General features: G+C 64.6%; 23 protein-coding genes and 3 tRNA genes. 11 read left to right on the top strand and 15 right to left on the bottom strand.

The genetic code is table 11. The annotated features are described in order from the left end of the window. Positions 1–183: 183 nt before the first annotated feature. Together gabT and gabD are read left to right on the top strand one after the other, a co-directional pair. A complete protein-coding gene (gene gabT / locus ACK4FZ_RS04385) occupies positions 184–1449 on the top strand; it encodes a 4-aminobutyrate--2-oxoglutarate transaminase (RefSeq protein WP_144372353.1) in 1266 nt (421 codons plus the stop codon). 73 nt (positions 1450–1522) lie between these two features. Next, the gene (gene gabD / locus ACK4FZ_RS04380; RefSeq protein ID WP_409818426.1) at positions 1523–2983 is read left to right on the top strand and encodes an NADP-dependent succinate-semialdehyde dehydrogenase; all 1461 of its coding nucleotides are present in this window, start codon (positions 1523–1525) and stop codon (positions 2981–2983) included. Between the two features lie 65 nt (positions 2984–3048). Here gabD and ACK4FZ_RS04375 read toward each other — a convergent pair whose 3' ends face one another. From ACK4FZ_RS04375 to ACK4FZ_RS04360, 4 genes are all read right to left on the bottom strand, one after another. Next, a complete protein-coding gene (locus tag ACK4FZ_RS04375; protein ID WP_409818425.1) occupies positions 3049–5433 on the bottom strand; it encodes a diguanylate cyclase in 2385 nt (794 codons plus the stop codon). 123 nt (positions 5434–5556) lie between these two features. After that, a complete protein-coding gene (locus ACK4FZ_RS04370) occupies positions 5557–6996 on the bottom strand; it encodes a hypothetical protein (RefSeq protein WP_409818423.1) in 1440 nt (479 codons plus the stop codon). A gap of 70 nt (positions 6997–7066) precedes the next feature. Continuing rightward, positions 7067–8227, bottom strand: coding sequence for a GNAT family N-acetyltransferase (locus tag ACK4FZ_RS04365; RefSeq protein WP_409818422.1), 1161 nt, complete (start codon positions 8225–8227; stop codon positions 7067–7069). 1 nt (position 8228) lies between these two features. Continuing rightward, positions 8229–8630 (bottom strand): rhodanese-like domain-containing protein, encoded by a 402-nt coding sequence (locus tag ACK4FZ_RS04360; RefSeq protein WP_409818421.1) that lies wholly within the window; start codon positions 8628–8630, stop codon positions 8229–8231. A gap of 94 nt (positions 8631–8724) precedes the next feature. Here ACK4FZ_RS04360 and ACK4FZ_RS04355 point away from each other — a divergent pair, with 94 nt between their 5' ends. The 4 genes from ACK4FZ_RS04355 to elbB are packed head-to-tail and all read left to right on the top strand — an operon-like array spanning position 8725 to position 12103. Beyond that, complete coding sequence (locus ACK4FZ_RS04355) at positions 8725–10182, top strand: PLP-dependent aminotransferase family protein (protein ID WP_409818420.1); 1458 nt, start codon at positions 8725–8727, stop codon at positions 10180–10182. Between the two features lies 1 nt (position 10183). Beyond that, positions 10184–10660 (top strand): DUF523 domain-containing protein, encoded by a 477-nt coding sequence (locus tag ACK4FZ_RS04350; protein ID WP_409818419.1) that lies wholly within the window; start codon positions 10184–10186, stop codon positions 10658–10660. Between the two features lie 50 nt (positions 10661–10710). Beyond that, positions 10711–11382 (top strand): glutathione S-transferase, encoded by a 672-nt coding sequence (locus ACK4FZ_RS04345; protein WP_144372345.1) that lies wholly within the window; start codon positions 10711–10713, stop codon positions 11380–11382. A gap of 43 nt (positions 11383–11425) precedes the next feature. Then, positions 11426–12103, top strand: coding sequence for an isoprenoid biosynthesis glyoxalase ElbB (gene elbB, locus ACK4FZ_RS04340; protein ID WP_409818418.1), 678 nt, complete (start codon positions 11426–11428; stop codon positions 12101–12103). Positions 12104–12268: 165 nt separating this feature from the next. Here the strand turns inward: elbB and ACK4FZ_RS04335 are convergent, their stop codons facing one another. The 9 genes from ACK4FZ_RS04335 to cutA all read right to left on the bottom strand — a co-directional run bounded on the left by ACK4FZ_RS04335 (position 12269) and on the right by cutA (position 16771). Beyond that, positions 12269–13081, bottom strand: coding sequence for a TOBE domain-containing protein (locus ACK4FZ_RS04335; RefSeq protein WP_409818417.1), 813 nt, complete (start codon positions 13079–13081; stop codon positions 12269–12271). 13 nt (positions 13082–13094) lie between these two features. Further along, entirely contained in the window at positions 13095–13763 is a 669-nt protein-coding gene (locus tag ACK4FZ_RS04330; protein ID WP_409818416.1) for a sulfate/molybdate ABC transporter ATP-binding protein, read from the bottom strand. Between the two features lie 8 nt (positions 13764–13771). Continuing rightward, positions 13772–14455 carry a molybdate ABC transporter permease subunit gene (gene modB / locus ACK4FZ_RS04325; protein WP_409818415.1) on the bottom strand — a complete coding sequence of 228 codons (684 nt, stop codon included), beginning with the start codon at positions 14453–14455 and terminating at the stop codon, positions 13772–13774. Positions 14456–14458: 3 nt separating this feature from the next. Further along, entirely contained in the window at positions 14459–15214 is a 756-nt protein-coding gene (gene modA, locus ACK4FZ_RS04320; protein WP_409818414.1) for a molybdate ABC transporter substrate-binding protein, read from the bottom strand. Positions 15215–15316: 102 nt separating this feature from the next. Then, positions 15317–15940: a LysE family translocator gene (locus tag ACK4FZ_RS04315; RefSeq protein WP_409818413.1), complete on the bottom strand. Its 624-nt coding sequence runs from the start codon at positions 15938–15940 to the stop codon at positions 15317–15319. 132 nt (positions 15941–16072) lie between these two features. Continuing rightward, positions 16073–16148 (bottom strand) — tRNA-Lys (locus ACK4FZ_RS04310). Positions 16149–16162: 14 nt separating this feature from the next. After that, positions 16163–16238: transfer RNA gene (locus ACK4FZ_RS04305), tRNA-Lys, on the bottom strand. Between the two features lie 20 nt (positions 16239–16258). Beyond that, positions 16259–16334: transfer RNA gene (locus ACK4FZ_RS04300), tRNA-Lys, on the bottom strand. 113 nt (positions 16335–16447) lie between these two features. Next, complete coding sequence (gene cutA, locus ACK4FZ_RS04295; RefSeq protein WP_409818412.1) at positions 16448–16771, bottom strand: divalent-cation tolerance protein CutA; 324 nt, start codon at positions 16769–16771, stop codon at positions 16448–16450. A 15-nt stretch (positions 16772–16786) separates the two neighbouring features. Here cutA and ACK4FZ_RS04290 point away from each other — a divergent pair, with 15 nt between their 5' ends. Next, positions 16787–17251, top strand: coding sequence for an FxsA family protein (locus ACK4FZ_RS04290; protein WP_409818411.1), 465 nt, complete (start codon positions 16787–16789; stop codon positions 17249–17251). Between the two features lie 19 nt (positions 17252–17270). Here ACK4FZ_RS04290 and ACK4FZ_RS04285 read toward each other — a convergent pair whose 3' ends face one another. Next, positions 17271–17564: a DUF167 domain-containing protein gene (locus tag ACK4FZ_RS04285; RefSeq protein ID WP_409818410.1), complete on the bottom strand. Its 294-nt coding sequence runs from the start codon at positions 17562–17564 to the stop codon at positions 17271–17273. Between the two features lie 151 nt (positions 17565–17715). On the opposite strand from ACK4FZ_RS04285, the gene ACK4FZ_RS04280 reads away from it, so the two are divergent. Genes ACK4FZ_RS04280 through ACK4FZ_RS04265 form a run of 4 tightly spaced genes read left to right on the top strand, consistent with a single transcriptional unit; the run spans position 17716 to position 19860 of the window. Further along, a complete protein-coding gene (locus ACK4FZ_RS04280) occupies positions 17716–18450 on the top strand; it encodes an energy transducer TonB (protein WP_409818409.1) in 735 nt (244 codons plus the stop codon). A gap of 37 nt (positions 18451–18487) precedes the next feature. Next, positions 18488–18856, top strand: coding sequence for a VacJ (locus ACK4FZ_RS04275; protein WP_409818408.1), 369 nt, complete (start codon positions 18488–18490; stop codon positions 18854–18856). Positions 18857–18916: 60 nt separating this feature from the next. After that, positions 18917–19327, top strand: a complete 411-nt coding sequence (locus ACK4FZ_RS04270) for an acyl-CoA thioesterase (RefSeq protein WP_409818407.1) — start codon at positions 18917–18919, stop codon at positions 19325–19327. Between the two features lie 44 nt (positions 19328–19371). Further along, positions 19372–19860: a TlpA disulfide reductase family protein gene (locus ACK4FZ_RS04265; protein ID WP_409818406.1), complete on the top strand. Its 489-nt coding sequence runs from the start codon at positions 19372–19374 to the stop codon at positions 19858–19860. Between the two features lie 61 nt (positions 19861–19921). On the opposite strand, the gene ACK4FZ_RS04260 is transcribed toward ACK4FZ_RS04265, so the two are convergent. Further along, positions 19922–20680, bottom strand: a complete 759-nt coding sequence (locus ACK4FZ_RS04260) for a HesA/MoeB/ThiF family protein (protein ID WP_409818405.1) — start codon at positions 20678–20680, stop codon at positions 19922–19924. Positions 20681–20715: the final 35 nt, after the last annotated feature.

The raw sequence follows: 20715 nt of genomic DNA, 5'->3' as shown, positions 1-20715 counted from the left end.
GGCCGGATTGTCAGACAACGTGCCGAATCGCCACACTGCGAGTGCAGCCACTGTTTAAATTATCAATCACTCGTGGCACTTTGCTAAACACCACGCTAGAATCGATGCAAACAATGGCCGTCCCACTGCCCTGCCCGCGTCGTGGCAGGCTGGCCAGCCCGGTCGTCTACCTAGGAGAGATTCATGAACCCGCAACAACTGATGCAGCGTAAAGCCAACGCCACCCCGCGCGGTGTGGGCGTAATGTGTTCCTTCTTTGCCGAGCGTGCCAAAAACGCCGAAATCTGGGACACCGAAGGCAAGCGCTACATCGACTTTGCCGGTGGTATCGGCGTACTGAATACCGGCCACCTGCACGACAAAGTGCAAGCCGCCGTCGCCGAGCAACTGAACAAATTCAGCCACACCTGCTACCAAGTAGTGCCGTACGAACTGTACATCGACGTAGCCGAACAGCTGAACAAGCTGGCCCCGATTCCGGGCGAGAACAAAACCGCGTTCTACACCACCGGCGCCGAAGCCGTTGAAAACGCCGTCAAGATCGCCCGTGCCGCTACCGGCCGCCCCGGCATCATCGCCTTTGGTGGCGGTTTCCACGGCCGTACCCTGATGGGCATGGCGCTGACCGGCAAGGTAGCCCCGTACAAGATCGGTTTCGGCCCGTTCCCGTCCGACGTGTACCACGCACTGTTCCCGAACCCGCTGCACGGCGTGTCGATCGAAGAGTCCATCGCCAGCATCGAAAAGCTGTTCAAGTACGACATTGAAGCCACCCGCGTGGCCGCCATCATCTTCGAACCGGTACAAGGCGAAGGCGGCTTCTACCAGGCGCCGGCCGAATGGGTACGCGCACTGCGCGCCCTGTGCGACCAGCACGGCATCCTGATGATCGCCGACGAAGTACAGGCCGGCTTTGCCCGTACCGGCAAATTCTTCGCCATGGAACACTATGACGTGGCGCCGGACCTGCTGACCATGGCCAAATCGATGGCCGGTGGCTTCCCGATCTCTGCCGTAGTTGGCCGCGCCCAGGTCATGGACGCACCGGCACCGGGCGGTCTGGGCGGCACTTACGCCGGCAGCCCGCTGGCCCTGGCTGCAGCCAAAGCCGTCATCAGCGCCATCCAGGAAGAAAAACTGCTGGAACGCGCCAACAAACTGGGCGCCCAGCTGAAAGAAACCCTGAACGGCCTGAAAGCCGAGATCCCGCAGATTGCCGACGTGCGCGGCCCGGGCGCCATGATTGCCGTGGAATTCAACAAGGCTGGCAGCCATGATGCTGACGCCGACTTCGCCAAGAAAGTACAGACCAAGGCGCTGGAATCCGGCCTGATCCTGCTGATCTGCGGCGTGTACGGCAACGTGGTGCGTTTCCTGTTCCCGCTGACCATCGAAGACGAGGTCTTCGAAGAAGCGCTGCAGAAACTGGTTGCTGCCATCAAGGCCTGATACTGAACTAGCCTGACCCTGCGGCCAACCTTGCCCCTGGCAACGTTGGCCGCATCGCCAAAAGGACACCCCCATGCTGAACCTGAAAGACCCGTCCCTGCTGCGCCAGCAGTGCTACATCAACGGCCAGTGGCTGGACGCCGATAACGGCGAAACCATCGCCGTCACCAACCCGGCCACCGGCGAAGTGATCGCCCACGTACCGAAAATGGGCCGTGCCGAAGCCGAGCGCGCTGTTGCCGGCGCCGCCGAAGCGTTCAAGACCTGGAAAAAGAAATCCGCCAAAGAGCGCGCGGGCATCCTGCGCAAATGGTTCGACCTGATGATGGCCAACCAGGACGACCTGGGCGTGATCCTCACCAGCGAACAAGGCAAGCCGCTGGCAGAAGCCAAGGGCGAAATCGCCTACGGCGCCAGCTACATCGAGTGGTACGCCGAAGAAGCCAAGCGCATTTACGGCGACACCATTCCGTCCACCGGCTTTGACAAGCGCATTCTGGTGACCAAGGAGCCGATCGGCGTTACCGCCGCCATCACGCCGTGGAACTTCCCGAACGCCATGATCACCCGCAAGGCCGCCCCGGCACTGGCCGCCGGCTGCCCGATGGTGGTACGCCCCGCCAGCCAGACCCCGCTGTCGGCACTGGCCATTGCCGTACTGGCCGAGCGCGCCGGCATTCCGGCTGGCGTGTTCTCGGTGCTGACCGGCGGTTCTACCGACATCGGCGGCGTGCTGACCGGTAGCGACACCGTGAAGAAATTCTCCTTCACCGGTTCCACCGAGGTTGGCCGCAAGCTGATCAGCCAGTGCGCCGAGACAGTGAAGAAAGTGTCGATGGAACTGGGCGGCAACGCGCCGTTCATCGTGTTCGACGACGCCGACCTGGACGCTGCCGTGGAAGGCGCCATCATTTCCAAGTACCGCAACGCCGGCCAGACCTGCGTGTGCGCCAACCGTCTGCTGGTACAGGACGGCGTGTACGACGCCTTCGCCGAGAAGTTTGCCGCTGCCGTGGCCAAACTGCAGGTGGGTAACGGCCTGGAAAGCGGCGTCACCCAAGGCCCGATGATCGACCTGAACGCGGTGGCCAAAGTGGAAGAGCACATTGCCGACGCGCTGGCCAAAGGCGGCCAACTGGTCACCGGTGGCAAACGCCACGCGCTGGGCCACAGCTTCTTCGAACCGACCGTGATCACCGGCGTGACCCCGGCGATGAAAGTGGCAAAGGAAGAAACCTTCGGCCCGCTGGCACCGATCTTCCGCTTCCACAGCGAAGAAGAAGCCATCCAGATGGCGAACGACACCGAGTTCGGCCTGGCGTCCTACTTCTACGCCCGCGATATCGGCCGCATCTTCCGCGTGTCCGAAGGCCTGGAGTACGGCATGGTGGCGGTCAACAGCGGCATCCTGTCCAACGAAGCCGCGCCGTTCGGCGGCGTAAAACAGTCCGGCCTGGGCCGTGAAGGCTCCAAGTACGGCATCGAAGACTACCTGGAAATCAAGTACGTGCTGCTGGGCGGTATCGACAAATAAGCCCCTGCAACACAAAGCCCCCGCTTACCTGGCAAGCGGGGGCTTTTTGTTGTTGGCCGCAGCAGTCAGCGCAGCAGCGAACCCTCGTTGTCGGGCTCGTGGCCGATGATGCGGTTACGACCGCGCTCCTTGGCGAGATAGCAACGGGCATCGGCACGTCTTATCACCTCGTGCGGCAGCGAGTCGTCTGCGCGCAGGCGGGTCAGGCCGATACTGGCTGTTACCCGGCAGACTTCCGGGTTACTGTGCGGGCGTAGCCGGCTGATGTCTTCGCGTACCGACTCCATGATGCCCAGCGCGGTCTCACGGCTGCAGTTGTACAGGATCAGCGCAAACTCGTCGCCCCCAAGCCGGGCAATCGCATCGGTATTGCGCAGGCGCTTCTGTAGTACACCGGCCAGTTCTTGCAAAATCAGATCACCAGCCTGGTGCCCCCCGCTATCGTTGACCTGTTTGAAATGGTCCAGATCCATCATCACCAGCACATTGTGCTGCTGCATGGCTTCCGGGTTATCCAGCAACTGGGTCAGTGCCCCCAGAAAGCCACGACGGTTCAGCAAACCGGTCAGTACGTCGTGGCTGGCTTCCCAGCGGTGTTTGCGCTCGCGGCGACGGCGTACGCTGTCGTCGTGCAGCACACACACCTTGTAGCCTTGCATGCTGCCGGCAGACTGCACCACGGACAAGGTCAACACCACTTGCTGCAGGCGCATGTCGCGCGACAGCAGGTCTAGCTCCACCGGTTGTGCCATGCTGGTTTCAGCCAGTGTTGCCAGCGAAACGGTTTGGCCGCTGTCCGGGTAAGCCAACGACAGGAACAAGCCCAGCGCCCGTCCATGCGCCTCCTCGGCGTTCAGACCTAGCAGGCGCTGCGCCGGCGGGTTGATGTAATAAACTTCGTCCAGCTGATTGGTCAGTACCACCGCGTCGGCAATGGAAGTCAGAATGGCCATGCCACGCTCACGCTCGGCCGTCATCGACAGCAGGGCATCTTCGCGGTCACTAACGTCGTGTGCCACGCCCAGAAAACGCAGCACACTGCCTTGCTGCAGCCGGGTAAAGCGCAACTCCACCCGGCACGGGCGGCTAGCGTTACCGGCCAGCTGGCATAACTGGTACAAGCTGGCCGTATTGCCACACTGCAGTTGCCGCCAGGCTTCACGCAACGCAGCTTGCTGTGCCGGCACGACGGCATCCAGCCAATGGCGGCCCAGCCAGTCTTCTTCGCGCTGGTTCAGCCCCCCCAGCTGCAACGTTGCCTGGTTACAGTACACCAGCACGCCGTCGGCGTCGGTGACGAACACCCCCAGCGGCGACGACTCGTTCAGCGCCCGGAAGAACGCCTCGCGAGAGGCCAACTCCTGCGCCATGCGCTCGCGCTCGCCAAACACGCCAGCCACGGTATCGGCCAGTACCTCCAGTTCATGGCTGCCTTCAATGCGAATGCTGTCGGCAGTACCGAACTGCATGGCCTGCACTTTGTGGCGCAGTGCCTGCAGCGGTTGCAGCAACCAGTTGATGCCCCACCAGCACAACGGAAACGCCAGCAAAGCGGCCAGTGCAATGATCAGCAAATGGTTGCGCGCCATGACGCCGATGGGCGCGTAGGCTTCGCGTAGCGGAAACACGCCACTGACGATCCAGCCTACATTCTTGAGATTGCGATGTACCGTCAGCACCGGCTCTCCGTTGCTGGCTACGCTTTCGGCACTGCCGTTCCAGCCTTGCAGCGCCTTGCCGAATGCCGGATCGCGTGCCGGGTCGGTACTGGCTTGCATGATGCGCGCCGGCTGTGGGTGAAAGATCACCAGCCGGCTCTGGCGGGTGCTGATGTTCAGATAACCGGTCTGGCCGATAGCGATGGAGCGCAGATCACCAAACAACTCCGGGGCAAACAGCTCCAGGCTGCCGCCGAGAATGCCGGCAAACTGGCCATGTTCGTCCAGAATGGGCGAGGTGAAAATGATCTGGCTGCGGCGGATATCATCACGTACCCGTACCGGCTCGGAAACCTGTGACCGCAAGGTGTCACGGGTCTGGATGAAATACTGGCGGTCCAGCACGCTGCTGCCACGATGGCCGGGAAGCTCGGGATAGTCGGCCACCACGTTGCCGTCGGCATCGAACAGCATGATGCTGCTGAAGCTGCCTTTCAGGTAGCGGAAACCCTGCAGGATATCGCTGGCGTTCTGGCTGAGGTAGGCACGGTCAACGTGCAAGTTGGCCGCCGCTTGCTCCAGCAACACGTGGCGGGTACGCACGCGATCGTCGATATCCTCGCCCAGCCTGGTGACGACATCTTCAAGGTGCTGCAACTGCATGCTGCGAACACGGTGGCGGCCTTCCAGATAACTCAACAAACTGGTCAGCAACACCACGGCCAGCAACAACAGCGAGCAGAACAAGGCCAGCCTTGTACGCAGCGATCTCAGGCTAAAACGGCCAGGCACCCAGCCTCCTTGATGCAATTATCATTAAATGGTTAATAATTTTGCCTCAATGACATTATTTCTATAAAAGAAATATCGTAATGCACACTGCGGATCGCGATACAGGCTGGCAATCTGCCTCCACTAGTGATAGCGCGCCTGTTGCTCGCGCAGGCCAACGCCGGCCGCGCGCAGGCACTCGGCCAGGTCTACCCAGGCGTGTACGCGGCTAGGGGCCAGGTCGGGCACCAGCTGCCATTGCAGGCCGCCGTGCTGCTCGCCACTGATCTTGTCCTGGAACACGATGTCGTAGGCCTGATGCTCCGGCTGGTAAGCGGCCAGTGCTTCCAGGTGGTCCAGCTTCTCGTGCTTGCCTTGCAGCAGGGCCAGGTGCAGGCTCAGGCGCTTGCGGTTGAGGGCGTAGACGCCGGCGCCCAACGCGTCCCACCACGGCAGCGGGGCGAACAGCTCGGCCTCGCCATACTTCATTTCGGCGGCGATGGCCTGCTGTACCAGCGGCATGGCCGCGTCCAGCGCCTGGCGGGCGTGTTTGCGCACGCGGTCCACGTCCAGCTTGCCGCGCTCCACGATGAACGGCAGCCAGCACAGGGTCAGCTGCGGGTTGAAGGTCTGGCTGGCGGCATCATAGGTAGCCCGCGCCGAAGTCACATCCTGCGGCGCCATGTCGCAACCGGCGTCCATCACCGCCGCCAGGTGTACCAGCGACTGGCAATTGCGCTCGATCAGCATGTCGGTGTTGAAGATGGTGGGCGACAGCCACAGCACGGTGTCTTCCGGCAGGCCCAGCGCGTCCACCAGCGCCGGTTCTACCCGTTCCAGCAGCGGGAAGTGCCACCAGAAGCCGCCTTGCGCGCGCGAGAAGATCATCGGCAGCGCCCACAGCTCGTAAGACACCACGCTGCCGTCCGGCCGCATCACTTCGGGGAAGGCGATGCTGTCGCGCGCCAGCGCCAGCAGCTGCTCGCGGGCGGAGGTATCGTCGGCCAGCGCCAGTTGCGCCTCGGTGAAGACGGCCTGATCGCCGCCGGTCAGCGCCTGCTGCACCAGCATCGGCAACTGCATGCGGCGCATCGGGTTGTTGTCGGCATCCAGCGCGGTATCCACCAGCTCGCGGATGCGGCGCTGGCGCTCGGCCGGCGGCAGCGGCTCGGTGGGCACCACGCGGAAGTCGCGCTCCTTGGGCGCCACTTCGCGCTCGGCGTAGGCTTTTTGCAGGCGCTGGTACACCTGCATGGCTTCGTCACAGATTTTCTTCAGCTCGGCCGCGGTAGGCAGCTCGCCCCAGAAGTTGAAATCGAACAGGCGGAAGCCGGAGTTGGTGACGTAATGCGTCAGATTGTACTGCTCGTCGAACAGGACTTCGCTATGAAAGCCGTCCTTGTCGCGCCCGTCGAACGGTGTCAGATCCATGCCCACCAGACGGCAGACAAAGGCCGGGGCCTCGGTATGAATCACATACTCGTACGGCTCCAGGCCTTTCTCCTCGACGGCGTCGCCAAAGATGAAACGGCTGGGAATGAAGGGATCGCCCTTGATGCGGGCGTGGCGCGGATGGGATTTCATGCGGCTAACGTCGTTACTGCCTTGTAAAACCAGTGATTTTACCCCGACGTTGGCCGCATCGCGAAATTAATCAGCCCAAAGCGAGCTGATAGCGATAGAAACGCGTATCGCGCTGCCAGCCTTGCGCCTGGTACAGCGCCTGGGCGGTGTGATTATCCACAGCCGTTACCAGGTCCAGCCGCTGCACACCGTGCTGTCGCGCCAGCTCGGCCGAGGCCTGCAGCAAGGCCTGCCCTACCCCGCTGCGGCGCGCCTGCTCGGCCACGAACAGGTCGTTGAGCAACCAGACTTTGGCCGCCAGCACCGAGCTGAACAGCGGCAGCAACTGGGTAAAACCCAGCAGTTCGCCGTGCTGCTGGTACACCAGCAGGTGGCTATCGCCAGCCAGCAGCCGCTGGCGGATGAAGTGGTGCGAGGTTGGCGCGTCGTCCAGCTTGCCGTAAAAGCGGCGGTAGCCGTCGAACAGCGCCGCCAGCTGCGGCAGGTCGGCCAGCGTGGCGCTGCGTACGCCGTCCGGCTGTGCGGCACCCGCCAGCGCCTGGCGGCACTGCTGCAACGTGCGCAACTGCTGGCCGGCGGCATCGAAGTTGGCCGCATCCAGCCAGGCTGCCAGTGTGGCGCGGTTGGCCGGCCATTCGCTGTCCAGCAGGCTGAACCAGGCGGTATCGCGGTTCAGGCCCCAGTTGACGCGTGCCTGGCGGAAAATGCCCTCGAAGGTAAAGCCCAGCCGCTCGGCGGCGCGCATCGACGGTGCATTCAGCGCGTTGCACTTCCATTCGTAGCGGCGGTAACCCCAGTCGAAGGCCTGTTTCATCATCAGGTACATCGCCTCGGTGGCGGCGATCGTACGCTGCAGCCGCGGCGAGAAGCGCAACCAGCCCACTTCGATAACACCGTTGGCCGCGTCGATACGCAGGTAGCTACAGCTGCCGATGGCGTCGCCGCTGGCGTTGTCGACGATGGCAAAGAACAGCGGGTCCTGGCTGCTGGCCATCATGTCGAACCAGGCTGCCCAGTCGGCGTCGCTTTGCGGCCGCGGCATCAGGTAGGCCCAGTCGCGGCCGTCGCGGTCCAGTTCCAGCGCGGCGCGCAGGCTATCGCCGTGGCGGGCTCGGTCGAACGGTTCCAGCCGGCAATGGCCGCCTTGCAACGTCACCTTCTGCGGCGGGCAGGCACCCTGCCAGTTGTCTACCGGCAGGCCCAGTGGTTGCCGAAAAGCGTCGTAGTGCATGTCAGCCGCCGCAACCGCAGTCGGCCGACGGGGTGACGCCGCAGCTGGCCCCGCCCTGTACCGTGGGGTAGCCATCACGCTTCCACCAATCGATGCCACCCTGCAACTCTTTGACGGTAAAGCCCAGCTCGGTCAGCTTGAGCGCGGTCTTGGTGGAGGCATTGCAGCCGATGCCGTCGCAGAAAGTCACCAGCAGCACGTCGCGTGGCAGCTGCGCCGTGGTGTCGGCGTTGATGGTGCGGTGTGGCAGGTTGATGGCGCCCGGCAGCGTTTCCTGCGCGTAGGCGGCAGCAGAGCGGCCATCCACCAGCAGCAGCGGCTTGCCCTGCTGTTGCTGGTCCACCACGTCCCAGCTATCGATCTCGAATGCGAGTTTGGCCCGGTAAAACGCTAGCTGATCCATGCTGCTTGCTCCTGTTCAGGGTTGATGCAAGCATGGTAAAACAGCCATACGGCCCCCAGTAAGGGCCAGTTTCCCCTAACACGAGGGAGCCACTTTGCTGGAACCATGGATCATCGACGCGCTGGCCACCCAGTTGCAGCGCGATAGCCGCGAAGGCCTGGCACGCCAGCTGATGCGCCTGCTGCGCGAGCACATCCGCAGCGGCCAACTGGCCGGTGACACCCGGCTGCCGGCCAGCCGCGACCTGGCGCGCAGCCTGGGCCTGGGCCGCAACACGGTGCTGGAGGCCTACGAGCAGCTGCAGGCCGAAGGCTACCTGCACAGCCGCCACGGCGCCGGCACCTTCGTGTCCGGCTTGTTTGCCAAGCCGCCGGCACCCGTCCACCGCCGCGATCAACCGTTGGGCCTGTCCGGGCGCGGCCAGACGCTGTTCAACAGCGTGGGGCTGCCCACCGGCTTATACGGCGCCTTTGCACCGGGCGTGCCGGAAATCCCGCTGTTTCCGCACACCTGCTGGCAAGGGCTGCTGGCGCGGCACCAGCGTCAAGCCAGCAGCGCCATGCTGTGCTACACCGCCGACGGTGGTCTGCCGCAGCTGCGCGAGGCGCTGGCCGAATACTTGCAGCTATCGCGTGGCGTGCACTGCCGGCCGGAGCAGATACTGATTACCCAGGGCACACAGCAGGCGATGGAGTTGGCCGCACGCTTGCTGGCCGACCCCGGCGAGGTGGCGTGGCTGGAAGATCCCGGCTATGTGGGCGCCCACGCAGCGCTGCGCGGTGCCGGCCTGCAACTGGTGCCGGTACCGGTGGACGACGAGGGGCTGAACCCGGCCGCCGTCACCGACCCGCGCCCGCCGCGGCTGATCTACACCACGCCGTCGCACCAGTACCCGCTGGGCGTGGTGATGAGCCTGCCGCGCCGGCTCGCCCTGCTGGCCCACGCCGCCCGCAGCGGCGCCTGGATCCTGGAAGACGACTACGACAGCGAATTCCGCTACAGCTCGCAACCGCTGCCGGCGCTACAAGGGCTGGCGCAGGACGAGCGCGTGATCTACATGGGGACGCTGAGCAAGGTGATGTACCCCGGCCTGCGCCTGGGCTACCTGGTGGTACCGGACAGCCTGATCGACCCGTTCCGCGCCGCCAACGCCCGGCTGTACCGCGAAAGCAGCTACCCGGTGCAGGCGGCGCTGGCCGAATTCTTCAGCGGCGGCCATTTTGCCCGCCACGTCCGGCGCATGCGCGAGCTGTACCGCGAGCGCCAGCAACTGCTGCGCGACGTGCTGGCCGACAGCCCGGCCGCAGGCCTGCAGCTGTCGCCCGGCAGCGCCGGCCTGCACCTGGTAGCCTACTTGCCCGCCGGCCACGACGAGCATGCGCTGAGCGCCGCCGCCGCCCGCGAACAGATCTGGCTGCGGCCGCTGGCGCGACATTATCTGGGCGCACCGCAGCAACAGGGTCTGGTCTTGGGCTATGCTGGGGTGAATGACAAAGCCATCCGCCACGGCGCCGCCGTACTGGCCCGGCTTTATGCCTTACAGGAACCCTGAGATGGACAAACCCGTACTGCTGGTCAGCGCCTGTCTGCTGGGCCAGCCAGTCCGTTACGACGCCGCCAGCAAAGGCCTGCCCGAGCACTGGCAGGTCAGGTTGGCCGCACGCTATACGCTGCTGCCGTTCTGCCCGGAATGCGCCGGCGGCCTGCCCACACCCCGGCCAGCGGCCGAAATCCGCGGCGGGAGCGGCGCGCAGGTGCTGGCCGGCGTGGCGCAGGTGCGCACCGAAGCCGGCGACGACGTCAGCGCTGCCTTCGTCAGCGGCGCCCGCCTCACCTTGCAGCAGGCGCAACAGCACGGTTGCCGGCTGGCATTGCTGAAGGCCAACAGCCCGTCGTGCGGCAACCGCCAGGTGTACAGCGGCCGTTTCGATGGCCAGTTGCAGGCTGGCGCCGGCGTTACCGCCGCGCTGCTGCAGCAACACGACATCACCGTTTACAGCGAACAACAACTGGACGCGCTGCTGGCCTGATGCCCGCCGGCCGTCGTGGCACCGAACCCGCCCCCACCGCGAGGACCACCATGCTGACCCTGCACCACCTGAACAATTCGCGCTCGCAGCGCATCCTGTGGCTGATGGAAGAACTGGGCCTGCCCTACCACATCACCACCTACCAGCGCGACCCGGCCACCCTGCTGGCACCGCCGGCACTGAAAGCCATCCACCCGCTGGGCAAGGCGCCGGTGATCACTGACAACGACATCGTGGTGGCAGAGTCCGGCGCCATCATCGAATACCTGGTAGACAGCTACGACCGCGAGCACACGCTCAAGCCGGCCCCCGGCAGCCAGGCCGCCCGCGATTACACCTACTGGCTGCACTACGCCGAAGGCTCGGCCATGCCGCCGCTGCTGATGAGCCTGGTGTTCAGCCGCATCAGCCAGCCGCCGATGCCGGCCCTGCTGCGACCGCTGGCAAGACTTATCGAAAAAGGCGTGCGCAAGGGCTACCTCGACCCGCAGCTGGACAGCCACCTGCGCTACATCGACAGCCACCTGTCGCGTAGCGGCTGGTTTGCCGGCGACCAGTTCAGCGCCGCAGACATCCAGATGAGCTTTCCGCTGGAGGCGGCCAACAGCCGCGTACCGCTGTGCAAGACCCTGCCGCACATCCAGACCTTCCTGCAACGCATCCACGCCCGCCCGGCTTACCAGGAAGCACTGCTGGCCGGTGGCCAGTACGACTACGCCTGAGGCGGCGGCCCACCCTGACCCGACATCACAAGGAGCCTTATCGATGAAACCGGTTGCCATCATCCTGTCCGGCTGCGGCGTTTACGACGGCAGCGAAATCACCGAGGCCGCCGGCCTGGTGATTGCCCTGTCGCAAGCCGGCCTGCCGTACCGCTTTTACGCCCCGGACCGTGACCAGATGCACGTGGTCGACCACGCTGCCGGCGGCGAGGCCGACGAAAGCCGCCACATCCTCAGCGAGGCGGCGCGCATTGCCCGTGGCGACATCCAGCCGCTGGCCGCGCTGGACGTGGCCGACCACAGTGCAGTCGCCTTTCCCGGCGGCTTTGGCGCCGCCAAGAACCTGTGCAACTTTGCCAGCGAAGGCGAGCAAGCACGCCTGTACGACGATGTGGCCGCCATCACCCGCGCCGCACTGGCAGCACGCAAGCCGATGCTGGCACTGTGCGCCGCGCCGCTGGTGCTGGCACTGGCCGCGCGCGATGCCGGCCTGCAAGCCACGCTCACCTTCGGCAACCCGGAAGAAGGCGCCGCGCTGGCCAAGGCCGCCCGCGCCTGGGGCCAGCACGCGGTACACGCCGCGGTGGACGAAGCCTGCGTCGATGCGGCCAACCTGCTGGTAACCGTACCGGCCTATATGTATGGCGCTGCCAGCCCGGCACAGGTGTTTGCCGGCTGCCAGGCCGGTGTGGCCGCCTTGCAGCGCCTGCTGGCCGACTAGCGCCGCTTATCGTCGTCGCCGGCTCCACGCCCTGGCGCCAGACAGCACAAGGCCCGCACCATCCGGTGCGGGCCTTGTGCTTTGGCAACACGCCGCCTGGCAACGCTCAGCCGGCGCAGGGGGCCGCCACGTCCGCCCCTTCTGACGCAGGCACGGCCATAGGGTTCAGGCCGGAATGGCCACGATCACGCTGCTGGCCTTGAACAGCGCCACGGCAGGCTGGCCGGGCTGCAGCGCCAGCGCTTCGCCGCTGTCGTGGGTGATGATGGCGGCCACGCTGGCGCCGCCGCCCAGCGCCAGCGTGACTTCAGTGCTAACCGCGCCGGGCAGCACCCGCGTGACGGTACCGGCCAGCTGGTTGCGGGCCGAAAAGCGGGCATTGGCGGTATCGGTGGCAAGGATGATGGACGAGGCCTTGACCATGGCAAAGGCCTCCACGCCGGGGGCCAGGCCCAGGCTGTCGCGGCTGTCCCGGGTGACGGTGGCGACGATGTGCAGCCCGGTCGCGGTCTGCAGCGTCACTTCGTCGTTGACCACGCCGTCTTTCACGCTCAGCACCTTGCCCAGAAACTGGTTACGCGCACTGCTCTTCATCGCCATCCTCCGGATCAGCACATAATCGTCGGCCAGGCCGCCGGCCTGCGCGGCCAACTGCCGCATGAACGCCTGGTGTTCGCGTTGCAGCGTCAGGTAGTTATCCAGCAATTGCTGGCCGCGTGCGGTCAGCCGCGTGCCACCGCCGCCTTTGCCGCCGGCCACACGCGCCACCAGCGGCTCGCCCGCCAGCGTGTTCATGGCGTCGATGGCGTCCCAAGCGGTCTTGTAACTCATCGGCACCGCCTTGGCGGCCTGGCTGATGGAGCCGCAGTCGGCAATGCAGGCCAGCAGCCGCATGCGGTCGTCGCCGCCAAAGTGCTGGCCGTCTACCGTCATCCACAGCGAGCCTTGCACGGTAATGGTGTTGTCTTGTTGCGGCATGGTGCTCATCCGTTCATGGCGCGGCGACGCAGCCGTCGCGTAGCGCCAGCACGTGGTCGCCAAATTGCGCCACGTCGTCGTGATCATGGGTAATCAGCAGCATTGGCAGCTGCAGGCGGCGCTGCAGCGTGTCCAGCTCCTGCCGCAGGCTGGCGCGCAGGGCCGGGTCCAACGCGGCAAACGGTTCGTCCAGCAGCAGTACTTGCGGCCGTGCCACGATGGCACGCGCCAGCGCCACCCGCTGCCGCTGGCCGCCGGATAGCTGCTCGGGCAGTTGCTGCGCCAGCTCGCTCAGGCCGAACGCGGCCAGGCACTGTTCCACCTCGGCCAGGCGGGTGTGGCGCCAGGGGTTCAGCCAGCCGCGCTGCAGGCCGAACAGCACGTTCTGGCGCACGTTCAGGTGCGGAAACAGCGCGTAATCCTGGAACAGGTAGCCACAGCGCCGCGCTTGTGGCGACAACCGGATGCCGGCCGCGGCGTCGAACAGCGTGCGCCCGCCAATGCGGATATGGCCGCCGTCGGGCTGCATCAGGCCGGCGATGGCTTGCAGGGTCTGGCTTTTGCCGGCACCGGACGGGCCATGGATGACGACGCGCTGGCTGTCGCTGCGCAGCGTGACGTGCAGCCGGAAATGGCGGCTGCCGGCGCGCAGGGTTTTGTGGAAATCGATATCGAACAGCATGCCGCCTCCTAGCCTTGCTGCCGGCCCAGCCGGCCGGGCGCTAGCCAGCCTGCCAGCAGCAGCACGCTGATGCAGACGGCAGAAATGACGGCAACCAGCAGGTTGGCCGCATCGTCCTGCCCGGCCTGCACCGCTTCGTAGACGGCGATCGACAGCGTCTGCGTTTTGCCGGGTATGCTGCCGGCCACCATCAAGGTAGCGCCGAATTCGCCCAGCGCCCGGGCAAAGGCCAGCAGCACGCCGGCCAGAATGCCGCGCCAGGCCAGCGGCAGCGTCACGCGCCAGAACACGGCCATATTGCTGCAGCCCAGCACCTGCGCCGCCTGCTCCAGCTGGCCGTCTACCGCCTCGAACGCAGCGCGTGCCGGCTTGAACACCAGCGGAAAAGCCACCACGGTTGCCGCCAGCACCGCACCCTGCCAGGTAAAAATCAGCCGGATGTCGTACTGCGCCAGCCAGCGCCCCAGCGGGCCGTGCCGGCCCAGCAACACCAGCAGGTAGTAGCCCAGCACCGTGGGCGGCAACACCATCGGCAACGTCAGCAGCGTATCCAGCACGTTACGCCCGGGAAAGCGGCCACGCGCCAGCAGCCAGCCCACGGCGGTACCCAGCAGCGTGGCCAGCAGGCTGGCCCAGCCGGCAACCTTGAGCGACAGCCACAACGGTGACCACAGTGCGTCCAGTGCGGCCATGGCTCAGGGCTTCAGAAAGCCGTAACGCGCCAGGATGGCCTGCCCGGCCGGCGACAGGATGAAGGCGACAAAGCGGCTGGCTTCGCCAGGATTGGCCGCGCTGGCGCTGTTGGCAATCGGGTAGCGGATGCTTTGCTGCAGCGGCACGCGGAAGGCGACCGTCACCTTGCCCGGCACCAGCGCCGCATCGGTGGCGTACACAAAGCCGGCATCGACCTCCCCCCTGGCAACGTAGTCCAGCGACTGGCGCACGTTGAGGGTATTCACCGCCTTGGCGTTCACCTGCGGCCACAGTTTGGCGGCCTCCAGCGCGTCTTGCGCGTAGCGCCCTACCGGCACACTGGCCGGGTTGCCGATGGCGACCCGGGTGACGGCAGGCAGGGTCAGGTCTTTCAGGCTGCGCAGCACGAGCTGGCTACCGGCCGGCTGCACCAACAGCAGCGTGTTACGGGCAAAATCACGGCGGCTGGCCGCCACTACCAGGCCCTGGGCCTGCGCCTGATCCATGGTTTCCTGGTCGGCCGAGGCGAACACGTCTACCGGTGCGCCTTTGGCCATCTGCTGCAGCAAGGCACCGGACGCGGCGGTATTCAGCAGCACCTTGCTGCCGGGGTGTTGCGCCTCGAAGGCCTGGGCCGCCTCCTTGAAGGCGTTCCCCAGGCTGGCAGCGGCAGAGACGGTGATGTCACCGGCAGCGGCAACGACGCTATTGCACAGCAAGAACAGCGCAACGCAGAACGGGCGGGCAATGGTGGGCATGTGTTTCCCCAGGCCAATCGGCAAAGCGCTATATAAGCATGTATATAGCGCAAGCTCAATACACCGTTAGGCCTACGCCGCCCCCGCCGTTAGCCCGGCAGTCTAGGCCTGCGTCGCCGTGGCCAAGCGGATGCCAAACGCGACAAATACCGCACCGGTCAGGCGATCCAGCCACCGGATGACGCGCGGCTGCCGCAGCCAGCGGCCCAGCGACACGGTAGCGGCGATCAGCACGGCAAACCACAGCAAGGTCAACAGCACATGCAGGCAGGCGAGAAAGAAGGTGTGCCACGCTACGTTGGCCACAGCCGGTACGAACTGCGGCAGGAAGGTGACGTAGAACACGCCCACCTTGGGGTTCAGCAGATTGGTCAGCAAGCCGCGGCGAAAAGCGGCGCTACCCGCCGTGGCGTCATCCGCCCCCGGCACCGGCGGCTGTCGCCGAGCCAGCAGCAGCCGTCCACCCTGCCATAGCAGGTAAGCGGCCCCGGCCCACTTCAGTACGCTGTAGGCCAGCTCGGACGCGCGCAACAGCGCACCAAGGCCAATCGCCACCGCCGCGCCCCATACCAGGCAACCCAGGGCTATGCCGGCAGCGGCCAGCGCCGCCGCCCGACGACCACTCACTGCGGCACTGCGCAGCACCATGGCGGTATCGACACCGGGCGTGATGGCAAGGATGGTGGCCGCCACAACAAAGGCCAGCAGCAGGGGAAGGTCGGTCATGGTCGCTCCGCAGGAAGGTGCAAGCAGGAGTCAGCATGATGCTGCCGCCGACAGGACTCGGCAAGGTTGGCCGCACGACAAGTACAATGCAAAAAGCCCAGCCAAGAGGCTGGGCTTTCTGACAGGAATTCCTGGTAGGCCGTGCGGGACTCGAACCTGCGACCAACGGATTAAAAGTCCGCTGCTCTACCAACTGAGCTAACGACCCCCTTAGGGATATGATGGTAGGCCGTGCGGGACTCGAACCTGCGACCAACGGATTAAAAGTCCGCTGCTCTACCAACTGAGCTAACGACCCATCATATTTCTCTTTAAGGATGGTAGGCCGTGCGGGACTCGAACCTGCGACCAACGGATTAAAAGTCCGCTGCTCTACCAACTGAGCTAACGACCCGTCCTTGAGAGAAAGCGACTATACGCCCGTGGTTTTTTTGCGTCAAGCTTTTTCTACAGAAATCTGCATTTAACCTTATCCGGGAACCCTTGGCCGCCAGATGCAGACTCATTTCATGACAATGGCGCCACACTGTCCACAACCCAGCCCAGGTAGGCCGGCAAGCCGGTTTCCACCGGTAGCGCCACGATTTCCGGCACCTCGTACGGGTGCAGCTCTTGGATTTTGGCCTGAAGCGCCGCATATTGACCGGATGTGGTCTTGATCAGCAGCGGAATCTCGCTGGCGCTTTCGGTCTGGCCCTGCCAGCGGTACACCGACTGGCACGGGGCCAGTATATTGACGCAAGCGGCCAGCTGCGCCTCTATCAATACCGTGGCCATCTGCGTGGCCAGTGCCGCATCCGGCACGTTGCACACTACGATTAACACTTTCATGCGGATATCCGTTTCATGCGTGGATTACTGATTCTGTTCCTGCTGTACCCGTTTCTGGAGATGTACTCGCTGTTTGCGCTGGCCGACCACATCGGTGGCGGCTGGACGCTGGCCTGGGTCATCGTCACCTTCCTGCTGGGCAGCGCGCTGATGCGCAACAGCAAACTGGGCGGCCTGCTGACGCTGGCCGGCACGCTGCGCGAGGGTAAAGTCTCGCTGTTTTCGCTGCTGTGGCCGCTGCGCGTGATGCTGGCCGGCCTGCTGCTGGCCATCCCCGGCCTGGTCAGCGACGTGCTGGCCATCATTCTGATGCTGCCGTGGAAAGGCCCCAAACTGGCGGACCTCAACATGAACCAGCCATTCGGCCAGGGCGGCGAGCAACCGTTCCAGCGCCAGCCCGGTGGCGAGCAGGGTGACATCATCGAAGGCGAGTACGAACACGTACAGCGCCCGGCGCCGGACGACCGTCGCCTGCACTGAGGCACAGGCCGTGCTTTGCCTACTGCGCTAACAGCATGGCCAGCGCGGCGGCGGCATCCAGGCCGTCCACCGCCACAATCTTATGGCGATTGCGCTCGCCGCTCAGCAGGGTTACCGCCTTGCGGGGTACGCCAAGATAATCGGCTAGCCAGCGCAGCAGCTCGGCGTTGGCCTTACCTTCTACCGGCGGCGCGGCCAAGCGGATTTTCAGCGCTTCGCCGTGCTCGCCCGCCACCTCGTTTTTACGTGCCCCCGGCTGCACGTGCAAGGTCAGGCGAATGCCCGCAGGCTGGATCGTCAACCAGGCTTTCATGACGATGGTTCCTCCCAAATCCGGCATTGTAAATGCTCACGCGGCACTTTCCCCATTGCCAATAGCGCCACACTCGATAACATGAACTTTGCAGCAGCAGGGAGCATGTCGCGTCCAAGGCCCATGCTACACTGACGGCAGGAGTTAGCTCATGCCCGCACCCCGTCACTTTCCGCCCGCCCCTGCCGCTGCGGATAAAACTTTGCTCAAGGCTGCGATCCTGGTATCGCTAGCCCTGCACCTGCTTGTGCTGGCCAGCGCTGGCGGGCTGCTACCCGCCATCAACATGCCTCCTTTGCCGCATAGCACGCTACAGCTGACCCTGCTGAAAACACCTCCTTCGGCACCGCCAGCACGCGCCGACATGCTGGCACAGCACCACAGTGACGGGGGCAGCCCTGCCACCGCCATCAGCAACGATGATCTTGTACCAACACCTCCAGAAAAGCTGCAACCCCGCGCTACCCTGGCCAGCCGCCAGGCGGCACTAACCCCGGTACCCAGCCAGCAAGCGACCCCGCCCGACACCCGCCAGCACGCACGGCTGGGCGCCGCTGCCGTTGGCGTTAGCTGGGCCGGTTATGTGGAAAACTGGCGCCGCCGCGTAGAGAGTATCGGCAACCGCCACTACCCGGCAGAAGCCCGCGCGCGGGGCCTGTATGGCAGCCTGGAGCTGGTGGTAGTACTGCGTGATAGCGGCGAGCTGATGGACGTACGCATTGCTCGTAGCTCCGGCAACCCGGTGCTGGATCAGGCTGCCATCAATATTGTGCGCATGGGGGCGCCCTACCCGCCGTTTCCGGCCAAGCTGGCGCAAGAGTACGCGTCACTGGAAGTCGTGAGAAAATGGTCGTTCACGACCACCCACCGTCTGGATGGCAGCTAGCCTTGGGCAGGCTGCCGCAGCAAGCCAAGGATCCACCATGTACGAAGTCAACCGCAGCATCGCCATCCTGAAACCGCGCCAGCCCTTTCTGGACTGGCTGAAAAGCCTACCTGGCAGCCTGGATGGCCAGCTGGAACTGGCGCAATTACGTGCCGACTGCAACGCGCTGCTGATTCCCGCCGCCGACGACTACGCCAGCGCCGAAGACTTCGTGCGCCGCCATTACCGCACCCTGTTCAGCGCCGAACTGGCCGACTGGTGCGACGACGACGCCTTCTGGCCAGAGCTGAGCCCGGCACTGTTTACCGCATGGTTCGACGTAGAGATCCACTCGGTACTGACCGACCTGGTCGACCAGCCGCTAGAGCGTGAAGCTTTCATCCCGCTGGACCTGGACCACAACTAAAACAGGCCAGCATCCCGCTGCAGCACACGCTGCAGCCAACCTTTCCACACGAGGGGAAACATGCAACACCTTACCAAGATCAAAGTACGCGGCTACCACCTGGACCTGTACCAGCACGTCAACAACGCGCGCTATCTGGAGTTCCTGGAAGAAGCCCGTTGGACCTACTTCGAAGAACGCGCCGACCTGCCGGCCTTTCTGGCCTCCGGCTTGGCCCTGATTGTGGTGAACATCAATATCGATTATCGTCACCCCGCCACCATGAACGACGAGCTGGCCATCGCCACCTCGGTGAAGTCGGTGGGCAACCGTAGCGCCGTCATCCACCAGCGCGTGACACTAGACGGCAGCGACACCTTGGTGGCCGAGGCCGACGTTACCTTCGTGGCCTTTGACGGCAAGCAAAACAAGTCGGTAGCCATTGAAGGCAAACTGCGGGAACTTCTGGAAGGCCTGCAGCACCAAGCCTGACCTGCCGGGCCGCCTGCGCGGCCCTTTGTAACGGATTTAGCACGATGAAGCTCAAGCACACCCTGACCATCCTGGCGCTTGGCGCCGCCACCCTGCTGAGCGGCTGTTCGTTCACCGACGCCGCGCCAGCGGTGAGCTACACCAGCCTTAGCGGCCAGCAAGCCAGCACCGACAGCCTGAAAGGCAAAGTGGTGCTGGTCAACTTCTGGGCCACCAGCTGTACCGGCTGCATGGCAGAAATGCCCAAGATGGTAGAAACCCACCAGAAGTACGCCAAACAGGGCTACGAAATGGTGGCGGTGGCGATGAGCTACGATCCGCCGCAATACGTGCAAGCCTATGTTACCGACAAGAAGCTGCCGTTCTTCGTAACCTTGGACAAAGACGGCAGTATTGCCAAAGCCTACGGCGACATCCAGCTGACGCCCACCAGCATCCTGATCGACAAGCAGGGCAATATCGTCAAACGCTATGTGGGCGAACCGGACTTCAACGAACTACACCAGTTGATCGAGCAGCAACTGAAAGCCTGATCCGTCGCTGTAATGAAAAAAACCGCCTCCCAAGGGAAGCGGTTTTTTTCATGGCTGCAGCCTAACGTTGGCCGCATACCGGGCAATCCGGGTCACGCGGCACCCTAAGCTGGCGGAAGCTGCCGTCTAGCGCCTCGTACAGCGTTAACTGCCCCAGCGCCGGGCGGCGCCCTGCCAGCAGCTTGACCGCCTCTACCGCCTGCAGGCTGCCGATCACACCCACCAGCGGCGCCAGCACGCCAAAGGTGGCACATGGCCCGTCGCTGGCCTCGCCCTCCTCCGGAAACAGGCAGTGATAGCACGGCGACGCTTCCTCCCGTACATCGTACACCGCCAGTTGGCCGCTGAAACGCACCGCCGCACCCGATACCAGCGGCACCCGGGCTGCGACGCAAGCGCGGTTGATGGCGTGGCGGGTAGCAAAATTGTCGCTACAGTCCAGTACCAGATCGTGCGCCGCCACCTCGGCGGCCAAACTGTCGCCGGCCAGGCGCTCGTTCAGCAGCCGCAATTGCACGTCGGGGTTGATCGCCGACAAGCGAGCCGCCGCCGACACCACTTTGGGCTGCCCCAGCGTCTGCATGTCGTGGATGACCTGGCGCTGCAGATTGGTCAGCTCCACCGTATCGTCATCGACCAGCGTCAGCTGGCCGACACCGGCACTGGCCAGGTACAGCAAGGCCGGTGCGCCCAGGCCGCCAGCGCCCACTACCAGCACACGGGCCGCCAGCAAGCGCTGCTGGCCTTCGATATCGATTTCTGGCAGCAGGATGTGCCGGCTGTAGCGCAACAGCGCGCTGTCGTTGAGTTCTTGCGTCATCAGTCAAAACGGCCGCTTGCGCGGCCGTTGGGCTA

This window comes from Vogesella sp. (assembly GCF_046297735.1).
Lineage (GTDB): Bacteria > Pseudomonadota > Gammaproteobacteria > Burkholderiales > Chromobacteriaceae > Vogesella > Vogesella urethralis.
Note: the sequence above shows the minus strand (reverse complement) of the source record. Positions and strands in the feature narration are given on the sequence as shown.